At 67.6% G+C, this 22,525-nt stretch carries 22 protein-coding genes and 1 pseudogene; 20 read left to right on the plus strand and 3 right to left on the minus strand.

Annotation, left to right across the window (positions count from 1 at the left end; genetic code table 11):
• Positions 1–130, minus strand: a pseudogene (locus tag ACWDTP_RS15885) (nitroreductase family deazaflavin-dependent oxidoreductase); the annotation flags it as partial.
• 117 nt (positions 131–247) lie between these two features.
• Between ACWDTP_RS15885 and ACWDTP_RS15890 the strand changes: the two are divergent.
• From ACWDTP_RS15890 to ACWDTP_RS15900, 3 genes are read left to right on the plus strand one after another with little or no spacing between them, the layout of a single operon-like run.
• Positions 248–928, plus strand: a complete 681-nt coding sequence (locus ACWDTP_RS15890; RefSeq protein ID WP_450021311.1) for a TetR/AcrR family transcriptional regulator — start codon at positions 248–250, stop codon at positions 926–928.
• A gap of 45 nt (positions 929–973) precedes the next feature.
• The gene (locus ACWDTP_RS15895) at positions 974–1,471 is read left to right on the plus strand and encodes a VOC family protein (protein ID WP_450021313.1); all 498 of its coding nucleotides are present in this window, start codon (positions 974–976) and stop codon (positions 1,469–1,471) included.
• Positions 1,468–2,961: an FAD-binding protein gene (locus tag ACWDTP_RS15900; RefSeq protein ID WP_450021315.1), complete on the plus strand. Its 1,494-nt coding sequence runs from the start codon at positions 1,468–1,470 to the stop codon at positions 2,959–2,961. Before ACWDTP_RS15895 ends, ACWDTP_RS15900 begins: the two co-directional genes overlap by 4 nt.
• Positions 2,962–2,993: 32 nt before the next feature.
• Here ACWDTP_RS15900 and ACWDTP_RS15905 read toward each other — a convergent pair whose 3' ends face one another.
• Complete coding sequence (locus ACWDTP_RS15905; protein WP_450021317.1) at positions 2,994–4,919, minus strand: ABC transporter ATP-binding protein/permease; 1,926 nt, start codon at positions 4,917–4,919, stop codon at positions 2,994–2,996.
• 27 nt (positions 4,920–4,946) lie between these two features.
• Positions 4,947–6,893 (minus strand): ABC transporter ATP-binding protein/permease, encoded by a 1,947-nt coding sequence (locus ACWDTP_RS15910; RefSeq protein WP_450021319.1) that lies wholly within the window; start codon positions 6,891–6,893, stop codon positions 4,947–4,949.
• A gap of 323 nt (positions 6,894–7,216) precedes the next feature.
• Here ACWDTP_RS15910 and secA2 point away from each other — a divergent pair, with 323 nt between their 5' ends.
• From secA2 to ACWDTP_RS15995, 17 genes are all read left to right on the plus strand, one after another.
• The gene (gene secA2, locus ACWDTP_RS15915) at positions 7,217–9,571 is read left to right on the plus strand and encodes an accessory Sec system translocase SecA2 (RefSeq protein WP_450021321.1); all 2,355 of its coding nucleotides are present in this window, start codon (positions 7,217–7,219) and stop codon (positions 9,569–9,571) included.
• A 10-nt stretch (positions 9,572–9,581) separates the two neighbouring features.
• Positions 9,582–10,208: a CDP-alcohol phosphatidyltransferase family protein gene (locus ACWDTP_RS15920; RefSeq protein WP_450021323.1), complete on the plus strand. Its 627-nt coding sequence runs from the start codon at positions 9,582–9,584 to the stop codon at positions 10,206–10,208.
• Positions 10,205–11,104, plus strand: a complete 900-nt coding sequence (locus ACWDTP_RS15925; RefSeq protein WP_450021325.1) for a DUF881 domain-containing protein — start codon at positions 10,205–10,207, stop codon at positions 11,102–11,104. Before ACWDTP_RS15920 ends, ACWDTP_RS15925 begins: the two co-directional genes overlap by 4 nt.
• 30 nt (positions 11,105–11,134) lie before the next feature.
• The gene (locus ACWDTP_RS15930) at positions 11,135–11,467 is read left to right on the plus strand and encodes a small basic family protein (RefSeq protein WP_450021327.1); all 333 of its coding nucleotides are present in this window, start codon (positions 11,135–11,137) and stop codon (positions 11,465–11,467) included.
• Position 11,468: 1 nt separating this feature from the next.
• Positions 11,469–12,284, plus strand: a complete 816-nt coding sequence (locus ACWDTP_RS15935; RefSeq protein ID WP_450021329.1) for a DUF881 domain-containing protein — start codon at positions 11,469–11,471, stop codon at positions 12,282–12,284.
• Positions 12,285–12,315: 31 nt separating this feature from the next.
• A complete protein-coding gene (gene gcvH, locus ACWDTP_RS15940) occupies positions 12,316–12,711 on the plus strand; it encodes a glycine cleavage system protein GcvH (protein ID WP_450021331.1) in 396 nt (131 codons plus the stop codon).
• A 176-nt stretch (positions 12,712–12,887) separates the two neighbouring features.
• Positions 12,888–13,370, plus strand: a complete 483-nt coding sequence (garA, locus tag ACWDTP_RS15945; RefSeq protein ID WP_450021333.1) for a glycogen accumulation regulator GarA — start codon at positions 12,888–12,890, stop codon at positions 13,368–13,370.
• 3 nt (positions 13,371–13,373) lie between these two features.
• Complete coding sequence (gene ftsR, locus ACWDTP_RS15950) at positions 13,374–14,114, plus strand: transcriptional regulator FtsR (RefSeq protein WP_450021335.1); 741 nt, start codon at positions 13,374–13,376, stop codon at positions 14,112–14,114.
• 94 nt (positions 14,115–14,208) lie between these two features.
• A complete protein-coding gene (locus ACWDTP_RS15955) occupies positions 14,209–14,703 on the plus strand; it encodes a bifunctional nuclease family protein (protein WP_450021337.1) in 495 nt (164 codons plus the stop codon).
• Between the two features lie 241 nt (positions 14,704–14,944).
• A complete protein-coding gene (locus ACWDTP_RS15960; RefSeq protein ID WP_450021339.1) occupies positions 14,945–15,565 on the plus strand; it encodes a MerR family transcriptional regulator in 621 nt (206 codons plus the stop codon).
• 447 nt (positions 15,566–16,012) lie between these two features.
• Positions 16,013–17,014 carry a TRAP transporter substrate-binding protein gene (locus ACWDTP_RS15965; RefSeq protein WP_450021341.1) on the plus strand — a complete coding sequence of 334 codons (1,002 nt, stop codon included), beginning with the start codon at positions 16,013–16,015 and terminating at the stop codon, positions 17,012–17,014.
• Positions 17,011–17,811: a maleate cis-trans isomerase family protein gene (locus ACWDTP_RS15970; protein ID WP_450021342.1), complete on the plus strand. Its 801-nt coding sequence runs from the start codon at positions 17,011–17,013 to the stop codon at positions 17,809–17,811. The genes ACWDTP_RS15965 and ACWDTP_RS15970 overlap by 4 nt, the downstream gene beginning before the upstream one ends.
• Positions 17,808–18,383: a TRAP transporter small permease gene (locus tag ACWDTP_RS15975; protein WP_450021344.1), complete on the plus strand. Its 576-nt coding sequence runs from the start codon at positions 17,808–17,810 to the stop codon at positions 18,381–18,383. Before ACWDTP_RS15970 ends, ACWDTP_RS15975 begins: the two co-directional genes overlap by 4 nt.
• Entirely contained in the window at positions 18,380–19,660 is a 1,281-nt protein-coding gene (locus ACWDTP_RS15980; protein ID WP_450021346.1) for a TRAP transporter large permease, read from the plus strand. The genes ACWDTP_RS15975 and ACWDTP_RS15980 overlap by 4 nt, the downstream gene beginning before the upstream one ends.
• Complete coding sequence (locus ACWDTP_RS15985; protein ID WP_450021348.1) at positions 19,657–20,580, plus strand: LysR family transcriptional regulator; 924 nt, start codon at positions 19,657–19,659, stop codon at positions 20,578–20,580. Before ACWDTP_RS15980 ends, ACWDTP_RS15985 begins: the two co-directional genes overlap by 4 nt.
• A 147-nt stretch (positions 20,581–20,727) precedes the next feature.
• Positions 20,728–21,540 carry an alpha/beta fold hydrolase gene (locus tag ACWDTP_RS15990; protein WP_450021350.1) on the plus strand — a complete coding sequence of 271 codons (813 nt, stop codon included), beginning with the start codon at positions 20,728–20,730 and terminating at the stop codon, positions 21,538–21,540.
• The gene (locus tag ACWDTP_RS15995) at positions 21,537–22,514 is read left to right on the plus strand and encodes a zinc-binding dehydrogenase (protein WP_450021352.1); all 978 of its coding nucleotides are present in this window, start codon (positions 21,537–21,539) and stop codon (positions 22,512–22,514) included. The genes ACWDTP_RS15990 and ACWDTP_RS15995 overlap by 4 nt, the downstream gene beginning before the upstream one ends.
• Positions 22,515–22,525 lie beyond the last annotated feature (11 nt).

Below are 22,525 nucleotides of genomic sequence, written 5' to 3' on the forward strand. Positions count from 1 at the left end.
TGCCGGTGCGTCGGCCGCGGACCCGCAGGGCGGTGGTGCCCGCGATGCTGATGCCGCCCTCGGCGAGCCGCCGGAACAGCTCGTTGGCGGTCCTGGCCAGCGGGCCGGGTGCGTCGTAGCGCGTCGTCATGGGTGACCTTTCGTCTCATCCCCGGATCAATTCGAGAGCACTGCTCTCTCTACCAGCGTGTCACGGCGGCACGGGTAAATCAAGAGCACTGATCTCGATTTCTGGCAGACTGCCGGTGTGGGCAAACGGGAACTGGGCCGGCAGCGCATCGAGACCGCGATCGTCGAGATCGGCAGGCGCCACCTGGTCACCGAGGGGGCGGCCGGGCTGTCCCTGCGGGCCATCGCGCGCGATCTCGGCATGGTGTCCTCGGCGGTGTACCGGTATGTCGCGAGCCGCGACGACCTGCTCACCCTGCTGGTGGTCGACGCCTACACCGAGCTGGCCGATGCGGTAGCCGTCGCCGACGCCGAACCGGACTGGCGGGACCGGATCCGGGTCATCGCGAAGGCGGCGCGGGCGTGGGCCATCGGGCAACCGGCACGGTGGGCGTTGTTGTACGGCAGCCCGGTTCCCGGCTACCACGCTCCGGCGGAGCGCACGGTCGGGCCGGGTACCCGGGTCGTCGGCGCACTGTTCGCCGCGGTGGCCGACGGGGTTCGTCGCGGGGAGGTGGTGACGTCGGATGCCGGTGTCGCGCAACCGCTGTCGGCCGACCTGGGCCGGTTGCGCGACGAGTTCGGGGTGCGGGCCGACGACGAGGTCATGGTCAGGTGTTTCCTGCTCTGGGCCGGGCTGATCGGGGCGATCAGCCTGGAGGTCTTCGGCCAGTACGGCGGCGACACCCTGACCGAGCCCGGGCAGATGTTCGACATCCAGATCGAGCTGCTGATCGGCACCCTGGCCCGGCAGAACTAGAACACGTTCTAGCCAACCCGGCGGGTCGGCGATATCCTCATGGCGATGCCTGACCAGACACCTGTCCAAGTCGCCTGGGTGACCGACGACCTGGACACCACCGAGAAAACCCTGAGCGCCCTGCTCGGGGCGCGGCGGTGGGTACGCCTGCCCGCGGTCCACTTCGGCCCGGACGCCTGCCGGTACCGGGGTGCGCCGGCCGACTTCACCGCCGACATATCGCTCAGTTACGCCGGCGATATGCAGTTGGAGCTGATCGCGCCGGGCCGCGGGGACAGCGTCTACACCGAGTTCCTGGACCGCAACGGGCCCGGCCTGCACCATATCTGCGTCGAGGCGGCCGACCCCGAATCCTTCGACGCGAAGCTGGCCGATGCCGCGCGCGACGGCATGCCCGCCGTATGCGACGGGGTGATGCCGGGCGGTATGCGCTTCGCCTACCTGTCGGCCCCGCGGGCCGGCGTGCCCTATCTGGAGATCGCTTACCTCCCGCCCGACATCCGGGCCTTCTTCGACCAGGTGAAACAGGAGCAGCAACAGTGAAAGACATTCCCGAAGTTCTCGGCGCCGCCGAGGTCGAGTCCTGGTCCGACGAATTCGACGTCGTGGTCGTCGGATTCGGCATAGCGGGCGGTTGTGCCGCGGTCAGTGCCGCCGCCGAGGGGGCCAGGGTGCTGGTATTGGAGCGGGCCGCGGCCGCAGGCGGTACCACCGCGATGGCGGGCGGACACTTCTACCTGGGCGGGGGCACCGCGGTACAGCAGGCGACCGGCCATCCAGACAGCGCCGACGCGATGTATGAGTACCTGGTGGCGGTCTCCCGCGAGCCCGACCTCGACAAGATCCGGGCATACTGCGACGGCAGCGTCGAACACTTCAATTGGCTTGAGGCGCTGGGGTTTCAGTTCGAGCGCAGCTTCTACCCGGGCAAGATCGTCGTCCCGCCCGGCACCGAGGGGCTGTCCTACACCGGAAACGAGAAGGTGTGGCCGTTCGTCGAGCAGGTGAAACCGGCGCCCCGCGGGCACTCGGTGCCGGTACCCGGTGAGCTCGGCGGTGCCGCCATGGTGATCGACCTGCTGCTCAAGCGGGCCGAATCGCTCGGCGTCACGATCCGCTACGAGACCGGCGCGACCCAGCTGATCGTCGCCGACGACGGTGCGGTGGTCGGCGCCCGGTGGAAGCACTTCGGCGAAACCGGCTCCGTCAGGGCCAGATCCGTCGTCATCGCCGCGGGCGGGTTCGCCATGAACCCGGAGATGGTGGCCGAGTACACCCCGGCGCTCGGCACCAAGCGGCGCACCAAGCACCACGGTGAGGTCGAACCCTACATCCTGGGCAACCCCAACGACGACGGTCTGGGAATCCGGATGGGCGTCTCGGCGGGCGGGGTCGCCACCGGCATGGATCAGCTGTTCATCACCGCGGCGGCCTACCCGCCCGAGATCCTGCTCACCGGCCTGATCGTCAACAATCAGGGCCACCGTTTCGTCGCCGAGGATTCCTACCATTCGCGCACCTCGGCGTTCGTCCTGGAACAGGCCGACCAGGAGGCCTACCTCATCGTCGACGAGGCGCATATGGAGATGCCCGCGATGCCGTTGATCCGGTTCATCGACGGGTACGAGACGATCGAGGAGATGGAGGCCGCCCTCGGCATCCCCGCGGGCAACCTGGCCGCGTCCCTGCGCCGCTACAACGACAACGCCGCGAAGGGGATCGACCCCGATTTCCACAAACAGCCGGATTACCTCGCGGTGCAGGACACCGGCCCGTGGGCGGTATTCGATCTGTCGCTGGGCCGCGCCATGTACTCCGGATTCACCATGGGCGGGTTGACCGTGTCCATCGACGGCGAGGTGCTCCGTGCGGACGGCGCCGCGATCGCCGGCCTGTACGCGGCGGGCGCCTGCGCGGCCAACATCGCCCAGGACGGCAAGGGGTATTCGAGTGGCACCCAGTTGGGCGAGGGCTCGTTCTTCGGCCGCCGCGCCGGTGCCCACGCCGCCGCCTTCTCCCGCGAGCAGACATAAAGCTGCCCAATTCTGGCGGATTTAGGGCAGTTTCACGTCTGCTCGGCGGTGAAGGTGAGCTGCCAGCGGCCCTCGCCCAGCAGCGCCAGCTCGCGATCGTGATGGCGGTTGACACTCTCGCGGTGGCTCACACTGACCGTGATGGTGTCGGGCAGCCGGGCCCGCAGCGTCGAATACATCGCGAACTCCTGCCCGGCGTCCAGGGCCGAGGTGGCCTCGTCGAGAAACACCGCCCGCGGCCGGGCCAGCAGCACCCTGGCGAAGGCGATGCGCTGCTGTTCGCCGGGGGAGAGCACCTTGCTCCAATCCGAGTCCCGGTCCGAATCCTCGTCGAGCCGGGCGGCCAGGTGGCCCAGCGCGACCGCGGTGAGCACATCCCGGATCTCCTCGTCGCCGTAGCTGCCCGACGGCGACGGATAGCACACCACCGTGCGCAGATCGCCCAGCGGCGCGTAGGGCAGCTGCGACAGGAACATCACGCCGCCGTCCTCGGGAAGCCGGATGGTGCCCGCACCGTAGGGCCAGAGCTCGGCCAGGCTGCGCAGCAAGGTCGTCTTCCCGGTTCCCGACGGGCCGGTGACGACCAGCGAATCGCCGGGGGACAACCGCAGGTCGAGGTTGTCCAGCAGCAGCGCGCCGTCCGGCGAACGCACCTCGACATCCTCGACTTCGACGCCGCCGTTGCTGCTGACGCCCGACGCCAATCGTGGTAGCGCCCTTGTCTGTTCGTTCGCGGTGACCAACCCGTCGAGGCGGATGATGGCGGCCCGGTAGCCGGCGAACGCGTCGTAGACGGCCCGGAAGAAGCTCAGTGAACTCTGCACCGAGTTGAACGCGCTCGAGGACTGGGTGACATCGCCGAGTTTGAGCTCGCCGGCGAACAGCCGCGGAGCCTGGATGATGGTCGGCAGCGGATCGATGATCTGGTTGATCGACCGGTTCCAGCCCAGGAAGGCCACACCGCGCAGCACCAGCCTGCGGTAGTTCGCGATGACCCTGGCGAACCGGACCGTCAGCGTGGCCCGCTCGGTGCGCTCACCGCGGTAGAAGCCGACCGCCTCGGCGGCGTCGCGGATCCGCACCAGGGCGTAGCGGAACGCGGCGTTGGTGAGCTCGTTGCGGAAGGTCAGCCGGATGATCGGCCTGCCGATCCAGAACGCCACCACCGTGGTCGCCACCACCCACAACAGCGCGATCCAGAACAGCGCCTTGGGGATCGTCACGCCGAGCAGCGTCAGCGGCCCGGCGAGATTCCACAGGATCGGGGTGAACGCCACCACCGACACCAGCGAGTTGACCGAGCCGAACAGCAGTGTCTGCGCGGTGCCGACGGTGGGGGTGTTGGTTTCCGGCCCGGTACCGGTGGTGAACACGTCGATGTCCTGCTGGATCCGCTGATCGGGATTGTCGATCGGGGTGCCGCCGAACGCGGCCAGGAACCGGCCGCGGTAGTAGGCCCGGTCCCCGAGCCAGTCGCCGGTCAGCCGGTGGGTGAGCCACACCCGCCAGCGAATGATGAAGTACTGCATGAGATACACGTCGAGCAGGGTGCGGGTGATGTCGGCCGTCACCAGCAGCGCGAAGATCACGATCGACATCCAGAAGCCGGCGATCCCCGAGTCGCGGACCGCGTCGTCGCCCGCCCCCGCGCCCTCGAAGGCCACCTGCAGCGCGGTGAACTGGTCGTTGGCGTAGTAGCTGAACAGCACGTCCATCCGCACCGACACCATCACCGACAACAGCAGCACACCCAGCAGTGCCCACACCGGGACGCTTTGGCGTCCAACGAAATACCCGCCGGTGACCCGCCAGAACTGACGGCCCCAGGCGGTGAAGCGGGCCAGCGCGGCCAGCACCAGCACCGCGGTCAGTGCGCTGATCGCCCAGGCCTTGGCCACCCACCACAGCGAGGACAGGATCTCGTTGCCCCAGTCCAGTGACTGGGTGAACATCTCCATGGCGGGGAAGTTACCGGCAGGAGGCGGTTACGGCTGCGTGATCAGGTCGGCGTCGTCTTTGCCGTCACCGTCGACTCGTCCCAGCCGCCACTCGCCGTCGCCGAGCAACTCCAGCTCGTGGGTGTGGTGCTGTTCGACGGTGGTGCGGTGGCTGACGCTGACCAGGATGGTGTCGGGCAGCTGGGTGCGCACCCGTTGGTACAGCATGAATTCCAGGCCCTCGTCGAGTGCCGAGGTCGACTCGTCGAGGAACACCACCTTGGGCTTGACGAGCAGGATCCTGGCGAAGGCGATCCGTTGCTGCTCACCGGGCGAGAGCACCTTGGCCCAGTCCTGCACCTCGTCGAGCCGGCCGGCCAGATGGGCCAGTGCCACCTCGTCGAGGGTGCGCTTGAGGGTCTCGTCGTCGACCGAACCCTCCTCACCCGGATAGGTCACCACCGCGCGCAGGTCGCCGAGCGGAACGTAGGGCAACTGGGACAGGAACATGGTCTCGTTGGGGCCGCACGGGCGGGTCAGGGTGCCCGACGTGAACGGCCACAACTCGGCCAGGCTGCGCAGCAGCGTGGTCTTGCCGCTGCCGGACGGGCCGGTGACCACGAGCGTGTCGCCGACCTGCAGGTGCAGGTCGAGCGGTTTGATCAGCTGCCTGCCGTCGGGCGTGCGGACCTCGACGTCGGTCAGCTGCACGGTGCCGTCCACACACGGCGTGGTGGTGACCTCGGGCAGCCCGCGGGCCTCGGCGTTGGCGACCACGAGGCCGTGCAGACGGATGATCGCGGCCCGGTAGCCGGCGAACGAGTCGTAGGCGTTACGGAAGAACGACAGGCCGTTCATGAGTTCGCGGAACGCACTGGCGGTCTGGGTGAGCGCACCGAGATTGATATCGCCGCTCAGGAACCGCGGGAACTGCACGATGTAGGGGATGAGTTCCTGGGCCTGGCTCACCGACAGGTTCCAGCCGTAGAAGCCGACCATCCGGTTGACGTAGCGCTTGTAGTTGGCGACGACGGGGGCGAACAGCCGGCGAAGGCCGGTGCGTTCGGCGATCTCCCCGCGGTAGAAGGCCACGGCCTCCGATGCGTCGCGCAGCCGCACCAGCGCATAGCGGAACGCCGCGTTGTACTTCTCGTTGTTGAACGACAGCCAGATGATCGGCCGGCCGATCCAGAACGCGATGGTGGTGGCGAACAGGACGTAGAGGATGCCGATCCAGAACATCGCCCGCGGCATCTCGACCCCGATCAGCGGCAGGGTCAGATTGCCCGAGAGATTCCACAGAATCGCGGTGAACGAAATCATCGAGGCGATGGCGTTGATCGCGCCGAACAGCAGCGTCGAGGTCGAGGTGTTGTTCGGGGTGTTGGGCAGCGGCCCGACGCCGGCGGTGAAGATGTCGATATCGCTCTGGATGCGCTGGTCGGGGTTGTCGATGGTGTCGTCGATGAAGCGGGACCGGTAGTAGGCCTTGCCGTCGAGCCAGTCCCCGGTGAGCCGTCCGGTCAGCCAGGTCCGCCACGCCAGCATGAACCGCTGGGCCAGGAAGAGGTCGAACATGATCCTGGCGACGTTGAGGACGGCGAGAATGGTGAAAACGCCCATGGACAGCCAGAAGCCGTTCTTGCCGGACGTCCGTACCGCCTCGTCGCCGTTGGCGAGGCCGGAGGCGATGACCTGAAAACTGGTCATCATGTCGTTGCCCTGGAAGGTGAACAGCACGTTGAGCCGGACCCCGGCGATCACCGACAGAAGCAGCACGGCGAGCCAGAGCCAGACCTTGAGGCTGGAGCGCCCGGTGAAGTAGGCGCCGGTGATGCGCCAGGACTGTCTGCCCCACTCGGTGAGCCGGAAGATCAGGAACAGGATGACCACGGTGGCGACCGCGGCGATCGCCCAGCCTTTGGCGATCCACACCAGCGACGTCAGAAGCTCGCTGCCCCAGTCGAGGGTCGGGATGAACATCTCGTTCTCCATGCGGGCAACGTACCGCGCGGTCCTGAAGTCGGCCGCGTGGAGTTATGACACAACGGTGACGTGTGTCGCGCCGGATCGTCGAACGGTGCGGCCGCGCGGGCCGCGCCGGAACACCCGCGCGACCTGCCCGCCTGTGCGCGGCCCGGCGCCGGTGGGCGGACGGCCCGAAACCCGGGGCGGGCGTGACTGGTGGTGCGTACGCGGCAGATGTGATTTGGGCCACGGTGTCACACCCGGTTCCGGACGGACGCGGGCGCGACGGGGGTGGTGAGTCCGGGCGCCGCCGATCGAGCCGCCGGCCCGCTCCCGCGTACCGTGAACATGTGCCGAAGACGTCCAGCGCCAAACCGGGGCGCGTGAGCAGCAAGTTCTGGAAGCTACTGGGGGCCAGCACCGAGCGGAACCAAGCGCGTTCGCTGTCGGAGGTCAAGGGGGCCGCCGGGTTCGAGGACAAGGCCGCCGACCTCGACGACGAGAAGCTCACCAAGGCCGCCAAGCTGCTGCACCTTGAAGACCTGGCCGCCTCGGCCGACACCCCGCAGTTCCTGGCGATCGCGCGGGAGGCCGCCGAGCGGTCCACCGGGCTGCGGCCCTTTGACGTGCAGCTGCTCGCGGCGCTGCGGATGCTGGCCGGCGACGTCGTCGAGATGGCCACCGGCGAAGGCAAAACCCTGGCCGGTGCGATCGCGGCGGCCGGGTACGCGATCGGCGGGCGCAGTGTCCACGTCATCACGATCAACGACTACCTGGCCCGCCGCGACGCGGAATGGATGAGCCCGCTGCTGGAGGCGCTCGGGCTCACCGTCGGCTGGATCACCGCCGACTCCACCGCCGAGCAGCGCCGCGCCGCCTACGAATGCGATGTCACCTACGCGTCGGTCAACGAGATCGGGTTCGACGTCCTGCGCGACCAACTGGTCACCGACGTCGACGATCTCGTGTCACCCAACCCCGACGTCGCGCTCATCGACGAGGCCGACTCGGTGCTCGTCGACGAGGCGCTGGTGCCGCTGGTGCTGGCCGGCACCAGCCACCGCGAGCAGCCCAGGGTGGAGATCATCCGGATGGTGGGGGAGCTGACCCCAGGCACCGACTACGACACCGACACCGACAGCCGCAACGTGCATCTCACCGAGGCCGGCGCCCGCAAGCTCGAGGCCGAACTCGGCGGGATCGACCTGTACTCCGAGGATCACGTCGCGACCACGCTCACCGAGGTGAACGTGGCCCTGCACGCGCACACGCTGCTGCAGCGCGACGTGCACTACATCGTCCGGGACGGTGCCGTACACCTGATCAACGCGTCGCGCGGACGGATCGCCTCGCTGCAGCGCTGGCCCGACGGCCTGCAGGCCGCCGTAGAGGCCAAGGAGGGCATCGCCACCACCGAAACCGGCGAGGTGCTCGACACCATCACGGTCCAGGCCCTGATCAACCGGTATCCGACGGTGTGCGGGATGACCGGCACCGCGCTGGCCGCCGGTGAGCAGCTGCGCCAGTTCTACAAGCTCGGGGTGTCGCCGATCCCGCCGAACACCCCCAACATCCGCGAGGACGAGACCGACCGGGTGTATGTCACCGCCGCGGCCAAGCACGATGCGATCGTCGGGCACATCGCCGAGGTGCACGAGACCGGTCAGCCGGTGCTGGTCGGCACCCACGACGTCGCCGAATCCGAGGATCTGCACGAGAAGCTGGTGAAGGCCGGGGTGCCCGCCGTGGTGCTCAACGCCAAGAACGACGCCGAGGAGGCCGCCGTGATCGCCGAGGCGGGCAAGCTCGGCGCGGTCACGGTGTCGACCCAGATGGCCGGTCGCGGTACCGATATCCGGCTCGGCGGATCCGAGGTCTCCGACGACGCCGACGAGAAGAAGGAGGTCGCCGAGCTCGGCGGGCTGCACGTCGTCGGCACCGGACGCCACCACACCGAACGCCTCGACAACCAGCTGCGCGGCCGGGCCGGCCGGCAGGGCGACCCGGGCTCCTCGGTCTTCTTCTCCAGCTGGGAGGACGAACTGGTGGTGGCCCACCTCGATCCCGGCAAACTTCCGATGGAGACCGACCCGGACCAGGCGGACGGTCGCGTCATCAACCCGAAGGCGGCCGGTCTGCTCGACCACGCGCAGCGCGTCGCCGAGGGCCGCCTGCTCGACGTCCACGCCAACACCTGGCGCTACAACCAGCTGATCGCCCAGCAGCGCGCGATCATCGTCGAGCGCCGCGAAACGCTGCTGCGCACCGCGACCGCGCGCGACGAGATCAAGGAACGGTCGCCGGAGCGGTACGACAAGCTCGCCGAGGAGCTCGGGGACGACGCCGAGGCGAAGCTGGAGAAGACCTGCCGGCTGATCATGCTCTACCACCTGGACCGCGGCTGGTGTGACCACCTGGCGTTCCTGGCCGACATCAGGGAAAGCATCCACCTGAGGGCGCTGGGCAGGCAGAACCCGCTCGACGAGTTCCACCGGATGGCCGTCGACGCGTTCGCCTCGCTGGCCGCCGACGCGATCGAGGCCGCCCAGCAGACCTTCGACACCGCCGAGCGGATCGAGGAGGAACCGGGCATCGACCTGTCCAAACTGGCCCGGCCCACCTCGACGTGGACCTACATGGTTCACGACAACCCGCTCAACGACGACACCATGTCGGCGCTGAGCCTGCCGGGAGTATTCCGCTAAGTTCTAGACCATGGACGACGCGCCCGCTCCGGGGGGCAGGAGCGCAGCGACCGAGGGTGCGGCCGGTGCCCGCGACCGGGTGCTGACCGTGCCCAACGCGCTCAGCGTGCTGCGCCTGGTGCTGGTGCCGGTGTTCCTGTATCTACTGCTGGTGGCGCATGCGCACGCCTGGGCCGTCGCGGTGCTGATGTTCAGCGGGTTCTCGGACTGGGCCGACGGAAAGATCGCAAGGCTGGTCGACAACCAGTCCTCGCGGCTCGGCGCGCTGCTCGATCCGTTGGTGGACCGCATCTACATGGTCACCGTTCCCGTCGCCGTCGCGGTCTACGGTGCGGTGCCCTGGTGGATCGTGCTGACCCTGCTGGGCCGTGACCTGGTGCTCGCCGCGACGCTGCCGGTGCTGCGCAGCCGGGGGGTGACCGCCCTGCCGGTCACCTATATCGGCAAGGCCGCCACGTTCGCGCTGATGTCGGCTTTCCCGCTGATCCTGTTCGGCCATTGGGATGCGCTGTGGAGCCGGGTGATCCTGGCCTGCGGGTGGGCCTTTCTGATCTGGGGACTGGCGCTCTACCTGTGGTCGGCGGTGCTGTACCTGATCCAGGTCGTCATGGTGGTGCGCCGGATGCCACGCCCATGAGCCTGCTCGGCGGCTACGACTCGGAGGCGGGGCTCAACGCCCACCAGGCCGACGCGCCCAAACGCATCCCGGTGCCGTCGTTGCTGCGTTCGCTGTTGTCCGAGCATCTCGATCCCGGCTACGCCGCGGCCGCCGCCGCGCGCGAGGCGGGTGCGGGACGGCGGCCGCGCTGGCGGGAGTGGGGCTGGCAGGTGGTGGCCGCGTTGGCGATCGCCACGGTGTTCGCGGCGGCCGCCGCGCAGGCTCAGACCGCCGCGCCGGCCGCCCGCGAAGCCCAGCACGCGCTGGCCGGCCGGATCCGCACCGTCGAGGCGGCGGCCGACCGGGCCAGCGCCGAACGCGATGCGCTCGTCGATCAGGTCGACGCCGAGCAGCGCAGCAGGCTCGGGATGGACGAGAACGGCCAGCAGTTGCTCGGTGACCTCGACACGGCGGGCATCGAGGCCGCGGCCAAACCGATGATCGGGCCCGGGCTGACCGTGACCGTCACCGATCCGGGTATGTCCCGCGACCTCAGCGATGTGTCCAAACAGCGGGTTGCGGGCAGCCAGCAGGTCATCCTGGACCGTGATTTGCAGCTGGTGGTCAACTCACTGTGGGGCAGCGGTGCCGAGGCCATCTCGGTCGACGGGGTTCGGGTCGGTGCCGGCGTCACGATCCGCCAGGCCGGGGGCGGCATTCTCGTCGACAACCAGCCGATCACCAGCCCGTATGAGATCGTGGCCATCGGCCCGCCGAACGCGATGGCGGGCACGTTCGACCGCAGCCCCGCGCTGCACCGGCTGCGGTTGCTGGAGACCTCCTACGGTGTCGGGGTGGAGGTCAGCGCGGGGGACGGCCTTGGCGTGCCCGCGGTCTCGGTCCGAGATGTGAACTTCGCCAAGCAGATTGGATAACGGTGTGATTCGCACAGATTGGCCGCGCAGATGATCGGAATCGCCGCTCTGGTCGTCGGTATCGTGCTGGGCCTGGTATTCCGCCCCAGCGTGCCCGAGATCGTCGAGCCGTATCTGCCGATCGCCGTGGTAGCCGCGCTGGACGCCGTGTTCGGCGGTCTGCGGGCGTATCTGGAGCGGATATTCGACTCCAAGGTCTTCGTGGTGTCGTTTGTGTTCAACGTGCTGGTCGCGGCGCTGATCGTGTACGTCGGCGATCAGCTGGGCGTGGGCACCCAGCTGTCCACGGCGATCATCGTGGTGCTGGGAATCCGGATCTTCGGCAACGCCGCCGCCTTGCGGCGCAGGCTGTTCGGCGCCTGACATGAATGAGTCTCAGCCCACCCACGCCGGCGAACCCGCCGAACATCACGGCAGGCACGAGATGCCCGCCGACACCGCACCGCGCCGGTTCGCGAACCTGCGGGCGCTGCGGCGCACCCGGTCGCAGCTGATCTTCGGTGCGCTCGGGGTGTTGCTGTGTGTGCTGCTGGGCGTCGCGATCGTGACCCAGGTGCGCCAGAACGAGTCGGGGGACTCGCTGGAGACGGCCCGTCCGGCCGATCTACTGGTGCTGCTGGATTCGCTGCAGCAGCGGGAGGGATCGCTCAACACCGAGGTTGCCGACCTGCAGCGAACGTTGCAGCAGATGCAGGCCTCGGGCAGCAGCGACCAGGCGGCGATCGAGAACGCCCAGGCCCGGCTGGCCGCGTTGTCGATCCAGATCGGCACCGTCGCGGCCACCGGCCCCGGTGTGACGCTCACCATCGAGGACAACGCGCCGGGGGTGGCCGCCGAAACCATGCTGGATGTGATCAACGAGCTGCGCGCCGCGGGTGCCGAAGCCATCGAGATCCGGGGTGGCGGGGACCAGCAGTCCGCGGTCCGGGTCGGGGTCGACACCTGGGTGGTCGGAGCCCCCGGCGAGCTGACGATCGACAATGTGGCGTTGCAGCCCCCGTATTCGGTTGCGGCGATTGGCGATCCGCCCACCCTGGCGGCGGCGATGAACATTCCTGGTGGGGCGACCGACAGCGTGAAACGCGTCGGCGGGACGATGACGGTGCAACAGGCCGAGCGGATCGACGTCACCGCCTTGCGGCAACCGAAACCGCGCCAATACGCTCAGCCCGTCAAATGAACACTCGATTTCCTGACCATCAAGGAGCGTCGTGAGCGAGATCCCAGCCGACCTGTACTACACCTCCGAACACGAGTGGGTGGCGCGTACCGGTGACGATACGGTCCGCGTCGGCATCACCGACTACGCCCAGTCGGCGCTCGGCGACGTGGTGTTCGTCCAGCTTCCCGACGTCGACGCCGTGTTGTCCTCCGGTGACGCCTTCGGCGAGGTGGAGTCCACCAAGTCGGTTTCTGACCTGTATGCCCCGGTCAGCGCGAAAGTCGTTGCGGTCAACGGTGATCTGGACGGCAGCCCGCAGCTGGTCAATTCCGATCCGTACGGCGAGGGCTGGCTGGTGGATCTGCGGCTGGAGCCGGGCACGGTCGAGGACGCCCTGTCCGGTCTGCTCGACGCGGACGGCTACCGCGCGGTCGTCACGGAGTAACGAGTTGTTAGGGTTTTGCGTGACCGGTTCGGCCGTGCCAGGCAGGCAGACATCAACCCCATCGGATCCTGCGGTGGTGGACCCAATGATGCGTGTTGCGCGGTACGGTCGACGTGAGACCGAGGACGGCTGGGCCCCCGCCGGGCAACGCCACAGCAGCCAGTGAGGAGCAGCGGGTGACGGAGAAAGACAGCAATTTGGGGGCTGACCAGACGTCGGAAGATGTGACGGTGGAGACCACGTCGGTCTTCCGCGCAGATTTCCTGAACGAACTGGATGCGCCCGCCGCGACCGGTGCCGAGGGCGCCGTGTCCGGGGTCGAAGGCCTGCCCGCGGGCTCGGCGTTGCTTGTCGTCAAACGGGGGCCGAACGCCGGATCCCGATTCCTGCTCGACCAGGCGACCACGTCGGCGGGACGGCATCCGGACAGCGACATCTTCCTGGATGACGTCACCGTCAGCCGCCGTCACGCCGAGTTCCGGTTGGAGAGCGGCGAGTTCCAGGTGGTGGATGTGGGCAGCCTCAACGGCACCTACGTCAACCGCGAACCGGTCGATTCGGCCGTCCTCGCCAACGGCGACGAGGTCCAGATCGGCAAGTTCCGGCTGGTCTTTCTGACCGGGCCCCGGTCCGACGACGACAGCGGCTCGACCAGCTAGCCGATGACCGCCCCCGACAGACCTGCACCGGCCGGGATGTCGATCGGCGCAGTTCTCGACCTACTGCGGGCCGACTTTCCGGATGTGACCATCTCCAAGATCCGCTTCCTGGAAGCCGAGGGGCTGGTCACACCGGAACGCACCGCGTCGGGGTACCGGCGGTTCACCGCCTACGACTGCGCCCGGCTCCGATTCATCCTGACCGCCCAGCGCGACCAGTACCTGCCGTTGAAGGTGATCAAGGCGCAGCTGGACACCCAGCCCGACGGCGAGCTGCCGCAGGCCGGATCCGCCTACGGAGTACCGCGTTTGGTTACGGTGACCGAGGGCGACGGCGATGACGCCGACGGTGTGTCCGGCGTGGCGCCGACGCAGGTCCGGTTGTCGCGCGAGGATCTGCTGGCCCGGTCCGGGATCGACGAGGAGTTGCTGGGCGCGCTGGTCAAGAACGGTGTCATCACCACCGGTGCCGCCGGGTTCTTCGACGAGCATTCGGTGGTGATCGCCCAGTGTGCCAGGGCATTGGCCGACTACGGGGTCGAGCCGAGACATCTGCGTGCGTTCCGCTCCGCCGCCGACCGTCAGTCCGACCTGATCGCCCAGATCGCCGGGCCGGTGGTCAAGGCCGGCAAGGCCGGGGCCAGGGACCGGGCCGACGACCTGGCCCGTGAAGTGGCGGCGCTCGCGATCACGTTGCACACGTCGTTGATCAAGTCGGCCGTGCGCGACGTTCTGGATAGGTGAGGATTAGACTCGTTTCGACGGCTAATTCGTCAGATCAGATCCGCTTTCGGATAACAGCGTCGGAACAGCACAGCGGTGCGGAGGGTAGGCACAGATGGCTGAGGTTCGGGTAGTCGGCATTCGCGTAGAGCAGCCGCAGAACCAGCCGGTACTGCTACTGCGCGAGTCCAACGGTGACCGGTACCTGCCGATCTGGATCGGCCAGTCCGAGGCAGCCGCGATCGCGCTCGAACAGCAGGGTGTGGAGCCTGCGCGGCCGCTGACCCATGACCTGATCAGAGATCTGATTGCCGCTCTCGGCCATTCGCTCAAAGAGGTGCGCATCGTCGACCTGCAGGAAGGCACGTTCTACGCCGACCTGATCTTCGACCGCGATGTCAAGGTTTCGGCCAGGCCGTCGGACTCGGTCGCCATCGCGCTGCGGGTCGGGGTGCCGATCTACGTGGAGGAGGCGGTGCTGGCCGAAGCCGGCCTGCTGATCCCCGATGAGAACGACGAGGAAGCCGCCGGAACGGTCCGCGAGGATGAGGTCGAGAAGTTCAAGGAGTTCCTCGACAGCGTGTCTCCGGACGATTTCAAGGCGACATGAACCGTCCCACTGCGTAGGGTCGAGGCCAGGTCACGGATACGTTTCAACTGGCCGCATCGACGTCGACACGCGGTGCGGGTGTCGTGGAAGTCCCGATGGGGCAGCCATACTTTGAGGGCGACGGGCAGTCAGGGCTCGGCGGGAAGCGTATGCTCGACACATTCGGGCTCGCAGCAAATGATTGCGGCGCAGGTCGCGGCGGTGCAGGTGCTGCGGGGTGCGATCGGCGAGAGGATTCACAGTGGGTGACATGCCACGGCAGGGAGAGCTGGATCTGACCTCGGGAAGTGGGGCGCAGGCCCCCGTCGGACCGTCCAGCGGACCGGTTCAGGCCGGGCTCTTCCCGGATGATTCGGTTCCCGACGAATTGGTCGGTTACCGAGGTCCGAGCGCCTGCCAGATCGCCGGCATCACCTACCGGCAGCTGGACTACTGGGCCCGCACCTCGCTGGTGGTGCCCTCGATCCGGAGCGCGGCCGGCTCGGGCAGCCAGCGGCTGTATTCGTTCAAGGACGTCCTGGTCCTCAAGATCGTCAAGCGACTGCTCGACACGGGCATCTCACTGCACAACATCCGCGTCGCGGTCGACCATCTGCGGCAGCGCGGTGTGCAGGATCTGGCGAACATCACGCTGTTCTCCGACGGCACCACGGTGTACGAATGCACGTCGGCCGAGGAGGTCGTCGACCTGCTGCAGGGCGGTCAGGGAGTGTTCGGCATCGCGGTGTCGGGTGCGATGCGCGAGCTGACCGGCACCATCGCCGACTTCCCAGGTGAACGTGCCGACGGCGGCGAGGCGATCGCCTCCCCCGAGGATGAGTTGGCCTCGCGGCGCAAGAGCCGCGACCGCAAGATCGGCTGACTTCCCCGCCGACGCAAAGGGCCGCTCCGGCGGCCCTTTCATGTTGTCGAGGCCAGGTTTCGCTGGCCGAGAATGACTTTCGCGAGCAGTGTGGGCCTGTCATGACAATGATCACACTGCCGGGTTTGCGTCCGGGTTGCGCTTCACAGCGTAGGCCCGCATGGGCGTGACCACCGCGCCCACGGCTCGAACGAGGGTTCGCCCGCACTGTCCGACCAGATAACTTAACCTCGTCCCGTTAAGTTCGCGTCACATCGAAGTTTCCTCTGCCGCAATTAAATTCGTGTTACAGAGGATCTGTTTGACAGATGCAGACGGTCGCTTTTGACTGTTTGACGCGGTCCAGCAGTATTCGGAATCTTGACTCCATCGCGGTGGCATCGACGCCCGCTCGCGACACTGAGTCATTTCAGCCGAAGATCCGCTGGGCGCATGAGAGGACAAGCGATGACGTCACTACCGAAGGTGATCGCGATGTGTGGCCTTGTCGCCACGCTCGCGTTGTCGGCCTGCTCGAGTTCGGGTGAAAGTAACTCGGGGACCACGCAACTCATGCTGGCGGTGGAGACCAGCGAAGGCGACCCGCTGGCCGACATGCTGCTGGCCTTCGCCGACGAGGTCCAGAACGAACTCGGTGACTCGGTCGAGGTCACGGTGCAGAGCGGCGGTGCCATCGGCGACGAGGAGGCCGTGCTCCAGGGCCTGCGGGCCGGCGCGATCGACGTCGCCGCGGTGAGCGGTTCGGTGGCGAACCTGGACCCGACGTTCAACATCATGGACATGCCGTTCCTGTTCACCGATCGCGACACCGTCGTGGAGTTCCTGGACGGGCCCTACGGCGACGAACTCAGCGACTCCCTGGTCGAATCCGTTGGCGCCCGGGTACTTGCCTTCGGCGAGAATGGCTTCCGGCACATCACCAACAACAAGCGACCTATCGTGACCGCCGCCGACCTGGCCGGTCTGAAGATCCGCGTACCGGGCAATCCGGCGCGGGTGGCGTTGTTCGAGTCGCTGGGAGCGGCACCTACCCAGATCGACATCGGCGAGGCATACCTGGCGCTCGATCAGGGAGTACTCGACGGGCAGGAGAACCCGCTCAAGGTCATCGATGCGTTCTCGTTCTACGAGAAGCAGCGTCACCTGTCGCTGACCGCGCATATCTACAGCCCGGTGTATCTGACGATCAACGAGGACCGCTGGCAGGAGCTGTCTCCCGAGATTCAGCAGGGCTTGGAGAAGGCAGCCACTGCCGCCGCAACCACGAGCCGCAATGCCGGGGCGGAGGCCGACAAACAACTGATCGGCAAGTTCGAGGCGGCCGGTGTCGAGGTCAACGAGGCCGACGTCAACCGCCTGAGCGGTTCGGTCACCACCGTGCGAGAGCAGATTGCCGACGACATTCCCGGCGACTTCGCCGACCGCGTCCTCGCCGAGTACAGCCGGTGAGCGCCGCGCCGAACCGGCAACGCCCGCGGCTGCCCTTGGGGGCGCTGAACACCGCGGCCCGCGTCGGGCTGGTCTACATGGCCTCCAGCACGCTCATGGAGGCCGAGATGTATGCGATGGCCACGCCGGCCGCCACGATCCACACCAGCCGGGTGACGTTGCCGAGTGTCACGGTGGCCGGAATCGACGCCATGATGCGATCACCGGAGCTGCGCACCGCGGTCGAACTGGTGGCGCAGGCGCCGCTGGACGTGCTCGTATTCGGTGGCACCAGTGCGTCGTTCCTGCACGGCACCGCGTGGGATCGCATGCTCGTCGAGCACCTCGAACAGTGGAGCGGGTTGTCCGGTCGGTGTACCACCACCTCCACCGCCAGCATCGCCGCGCTGCAGGCGGTCGGGGCCGGGCCGATCACCTTGGTGACCCCCTACCGGCAGGAGGTGATCGACCGGGCCAATCGATTCTTCGGTGACAACGGGCATCCGGTACTGGCCAGCGTCGGGCTGGGCATCACCAGCGATCGGGAACTGGCGGAGGTGCCCTTGGAACGTGTCTACGACCTCGCGGTTGAGACGGACACCGACGAGTCCACCGCGGTGTTCGTCAGCTGCACCAACTTCGCCAGCGTCGGCGCCATCGCGGCGCTGGAAGCCGAACTGGGCAAACCTGTGGTCAGCGCCGTCCAGGCGTCGTTCTGGTACGCCCTTGAGCTGGCCGATGTCCGTGCGGCACGGCCCGGGTTCGGCAGGTTGCTCGACTCCCGGGTCGCCGACCATGACAAAGGAGCGCAGGTATGACGGCGGGCAGCGAGACACACCCGATCGCCGAAACCTCAGAAGTCGCCCGGCAAGTGGATTCCGAGGCCGGGATCGATGCGGATCGGGACACCCACGCGGTGATCGACCGGGTGCTGGAGGCCCTGGCTGCGGCCGCCTTGGCCACCATCACCCTGATCCTGTTCGCCAACGCGGTGCTGCGGTTCGTCGTCAATTCCCCGCTGGGCTGGACTGAGGAATTGGTGACCGGCCTGATGCTGTGGCTGACGATGCTGGGATTCACTCTCGGAGTCCGTCGCCGTGAATCGATCGCGGTGCGGGCGTTCGTGGGCAGGTTGCCCGTCAAAGCACAGGTATGGCTGGGGCTGGCCACCGATCTGGTCGCGGCGGTCGTGCTGCTGCATCTGGCCTGGTTCGCCTACCAGTACGTGGTCAAATTCGGCGACGATCCCAGCCCGTACCTGCGACTGCCGCGTGGTTTCTTCACCGCTGCGCTGCCGGTGGGCGCCTTGGCCGCGGCCCTCATCGTGCTGATCCAGCTGCCCGGCTGTCGCGCGGCGATCCTGCGCCGGCTCGAGGAGGATCAGTCGTGACGCTGGCGATCGCCCTCGGTGCCATCGTCGGCCTGCTGCTGCTCGGCACACCGCTGATCATCGCGATGGCAGGCGGTGTGGCGCTGTACGTCACCCTCGGCGGATCCTGGATGCTGCAATATCCGCAACAGGTAACCGACGGTATGAGCAGTTTCGTGCTGCTGGCGATGCCATTGTTCATCCTCGCGGGTGTCGTGATGAACGCAGGTGGCATGGCCGAACGGGTATTCGCTTTCGCCCGAGCAATTTTCGGGTCGCTACCGGGCGGGTTGGCGCAGGTCGACGTATCGACCAGCCTGTTCTTCGGGGGCATGGTCGGTACCTCGGTGGCCGATCTCGCCGGCACCGGGTCCACCCTCATACCGCAGATGAAGAAGCACGGCTACCCGGCGCCCTACGCCGCCGCAGTGACCGCGTCATCCTCGGGGATCGGCCCGCTGATCCCGCCGTCGTCGCCGATGATCCTGTACGCCGCGGCGACCGGTACCTCGTTGGGCGCGCTGTTCCTTGCCGGGATCATCCCCGGTGTCATTCTCACCGTGGTGCTGATGGTGGTGGTTGCGGTGCAGGCGAAACGGAACGGGTGGGGCGAGAAGATCCCGTTCAGCTGGTCTGAGGTGTGGCGCACCATGCGTGGGTCGATCCTGGCCTTCGGCGTTCCGGTGATCGTCCTGCTCGGGCTGACACTGGGGGTGTTCACCCCGACCGAATCCGGCGCCTTCGCCGTCGTCTACGCGATCATCATCTCGGCGGTGGTGTTCCGGTCGCTGGGTGTGCGCAGGCTGTACCGCTGCCTGGTGGAAGCCGCGGTTCTGACCGGCGAGGTGATGCTCATCGTCGGAGTGTCGGTGGCGCTGGGCGCGGTGCTGGCGATGGCCGGACTGCCCAAGGCCCTCACCGATTTCGCGACCCTGATCGTGCCGGGAGACGTGCAGTTGGGCTACGTCGTGGTGCTCGCGGTCACCGCGATCGTGGCCGGAATGCTGTTCGACCCGTTGATCCCGGTGATCATGCCGGTGATGCTGCCGACGATGCTCGAGGTGGGTATCGATCCGGTGTACTTCGGGGTGATCATCGTGCTGACGGTGATCATCGGTCAGGTGACGCCACCGGTGGCCATGTCGTTGGTCGTGGCGGCCAAGATCGCCAAGGTCGACGCCTGGGGCGTGCTGCGCGCCAACACGCCGTTCCTGCTGGCGACCGTCGCCGTGCTGATCCTGGTGATCCTGATCCCATCGCTGGCGACCTGGCTGCCGTCAGTACTGGGCGGACCGTGACGGGCGTCGATCAGCTGCGCGGCATCTCGCTGACTCAGCTGCGGTACTTCATCCGGGTGGCCGAGCGGGAGAGCATGACGCGAGCGGCCGAGGATCTCTACGTCGCGCAGTCGGCGGTGTCGTCGGCCGTCGCGCACCTGGAAAAAGAGCTTGGGGTCCAGCTGTTCATCAGGAGGCACGCCAAGGGGCTGATCCTCACCGCATCGGGCCGCGAACTGCTTTTGCGGGCGCGCCAGATTCTTACCGCGCTCGCCGAATCACTGGAATCGATAGCCGGTGAGGCGCAGGCATTCTGGGGGCCACTGCAGGTCGCCTGTTTCAGCCCGATCGCACCGTTCTACCTACCGTCGGTACTCGCCGGGCTCAAGCGGGAGCACCCGGGCCTGGACGTTCAGGTGACGGAAGCGGTCGCCGGCGAGGTCCGGGAGTGTCTGGAGTCCGGCCGGACCGAAGTCGCGCTGACCTACGATCTGGCCCTCGGCGACGGCATCGAGCGCGACGTGCTGGCTGAAATCCGTCCTTACGTAGCTCTTCCCGCCTCCCACCGGCTTGCCGACAACAGCAGTGTGCGGTTGGCCGACCTGGTTGACGAGCCGATGATCCTCGTCGACTTACCCTACAGCCGTGACTACTTCATCGGAGTCTTCGCCGATCGCGGGCTGACGCCCAACGTCCAGTACCGGTCGAGCAGCTACGAGACGGTGCGCGCCATGGTCGCCCAGGATCACGGCTTCAGCCTGCTCCACCAGCGGCCGGCGACCGACACCACGTACGCGGGCGGCCGTGTGGTGGCGGTGCCACTCGCCGATGACGTGAGGCCGTTGCGGGTGGTCGTCGCGACGCTGCAATCGATGCGGATGAGCCGGCGCGCCCGTGCCTTCGCGGACCGTTGTCGTGCTGTCGTGGCCCAACCGGTCTGAGTCTCGGCAGCGCCGAGACCCAACGATCACTTTCTGTGGCGCACTGCATCGGCTAATCCGATGTGTAGAAGCGCAATTCACTGTTTGCCGACAGTCCCAAGTGTGCCTTAGATGGAATCAGGCACATCGAATCGCACTGGAGGCCATGTGACCGGCACCGAGCCGACGCCCGCTTACCTCGACACGCCGTTGGGGCGTATGCACGTCGTCACCAAGGACGCCGGACCCGGTGGTGAGCCGCACCTGGTGTTGCTGCACCAGACGCCGCGCAGCTGGGACGAGTACCGCGCGGTGCTGGACCAGCTCACCGGCTATCGGATCGTGGTGCCCGACCTGCCGGGTTACGGCTCGTCGCAACCGTTACAGGACAACACTATCGAGGCGACAGCGGCCGCAGTGCTGGCGATACTGGACGTTCTCGAAGTGGAATCCGCACATGTGGTCGGGCACCACTTCGGCGGCCTGGTGGCGTATCACCTCGGCGTGTCGGCGCCTGAGCGCGTGCAGTCCCTGGTGCTCTCCTCGACGCCGTTCATCGATGCGGAGGAACGGGCGCGCCGCCGAACTGCACCACCGTTCAACGCCATTGCCGCCGAGGCGGACGGCGCCCACCTCGCGCGTCTTTGGCAACGTCGGTGCGAGTATCTGGCGAACGCGGATGAGGCGGTGTTACATCGGTACATCCGCGATGTGCTTTCGCATCCGGATCCCGATCGCGGCCACGCGGCCGTGGCCGCCTACCGGTCAGAGGACGGAATATCCCGCTATCCGGGGCCGGTACTGTGTCTGGCCTCTGCCCGTGACCCCCGCGCCTACGGACGTCGGGATCGAATACTCGCGGCCTTCCCGCAGGCCGTCGAACGAATACTGGTGGATGGCGACATCTCCAGCCCGGAAACATGCCCTGTCGAATTCGCCCGTGCGGTAGTCGATTTCCACGCCGATCTGGTGCTGCGATGACCGCGACGATGCTCGCCGCGGTGTTGCGTGAACCGGGTGGGCTCACCGTCGAACAGGTACCGGTGCCCGAGCCGGGCCCCGGAGAGGTCCTTGTCGCCGTCGGAGCCTTCGGTCTCAACAACGCCGAAATACTGCAGTGCCGCGGCGCGATGCCGGCACCGCCGGGCGACATCCCTGGCTTGGAGTGCGCGGGGACGGTGGCACGGGTGGGCCCCGGTGCCGAACGCTGGTGCCAGGGCGACCGGGTGGCCGCCGTGACCCGGGCCGGGTCCTACGCCGAGTACGTCGCCGTTCCGGCCGGGGCGTGTCTGGAAATTCCCGAAAGCCTCGACCAGCCGGCCGCCGCGGCGCTACCGGAGGCGGCCGCAACGGCGTGGTGGAACCTGATGCACCGGGGGCGCCTGCACGCGGGTGAACTGGTGCTCGTACACGGTGCGGCCGGTGGCGTAGGAACGGTTGCCGTGCAATTGGCGCGCGCCTTCGGGGCCCACGTCATCGGAACCGCGCGGGGTGCCGCCAAGGCCGGACTGTGTATCGGCTTGGGTTGTCACGAGGTGATCGACTACGGCGGCACCGACGTCTTCGCTGCGCTGCGGCAGAAGGCACCGGACGGAGTAGACATCATCCTGGACAACCAGGGCGCCGCAACGGTTGCGGACAACCTGGCGGCACTGGCACCGTTCGGCAGGCTCGTCGTCGTAGGCGTGGCGGGCGGAACCGACGCGGCGGTCGATCTCGGCGTGGTGATGGCCAAGGGAGCGGAGCTCTCGTCGTCCAGCCTGGGCAGACTCGGCGACGAAGCGCGGGCCGCGATCTGTCGCGAGCTGGAGGCCGAGGTGTGGCCCAGGGTGGCGACCGGCGCGGTACGCCCGGTCCTGGACCGGGTGTACGGCTTCGCCGAACTGGCTGCGGCGCACCGGCGGTTCGCCGATCCGGACCGGGTCGGCAAGGTAGTCGTACAGGTATCCGATTAGCCGGCGAAGGA

This window comes from Mycobacterium sp. NPDC003449 (assembly GCF_053588415.1).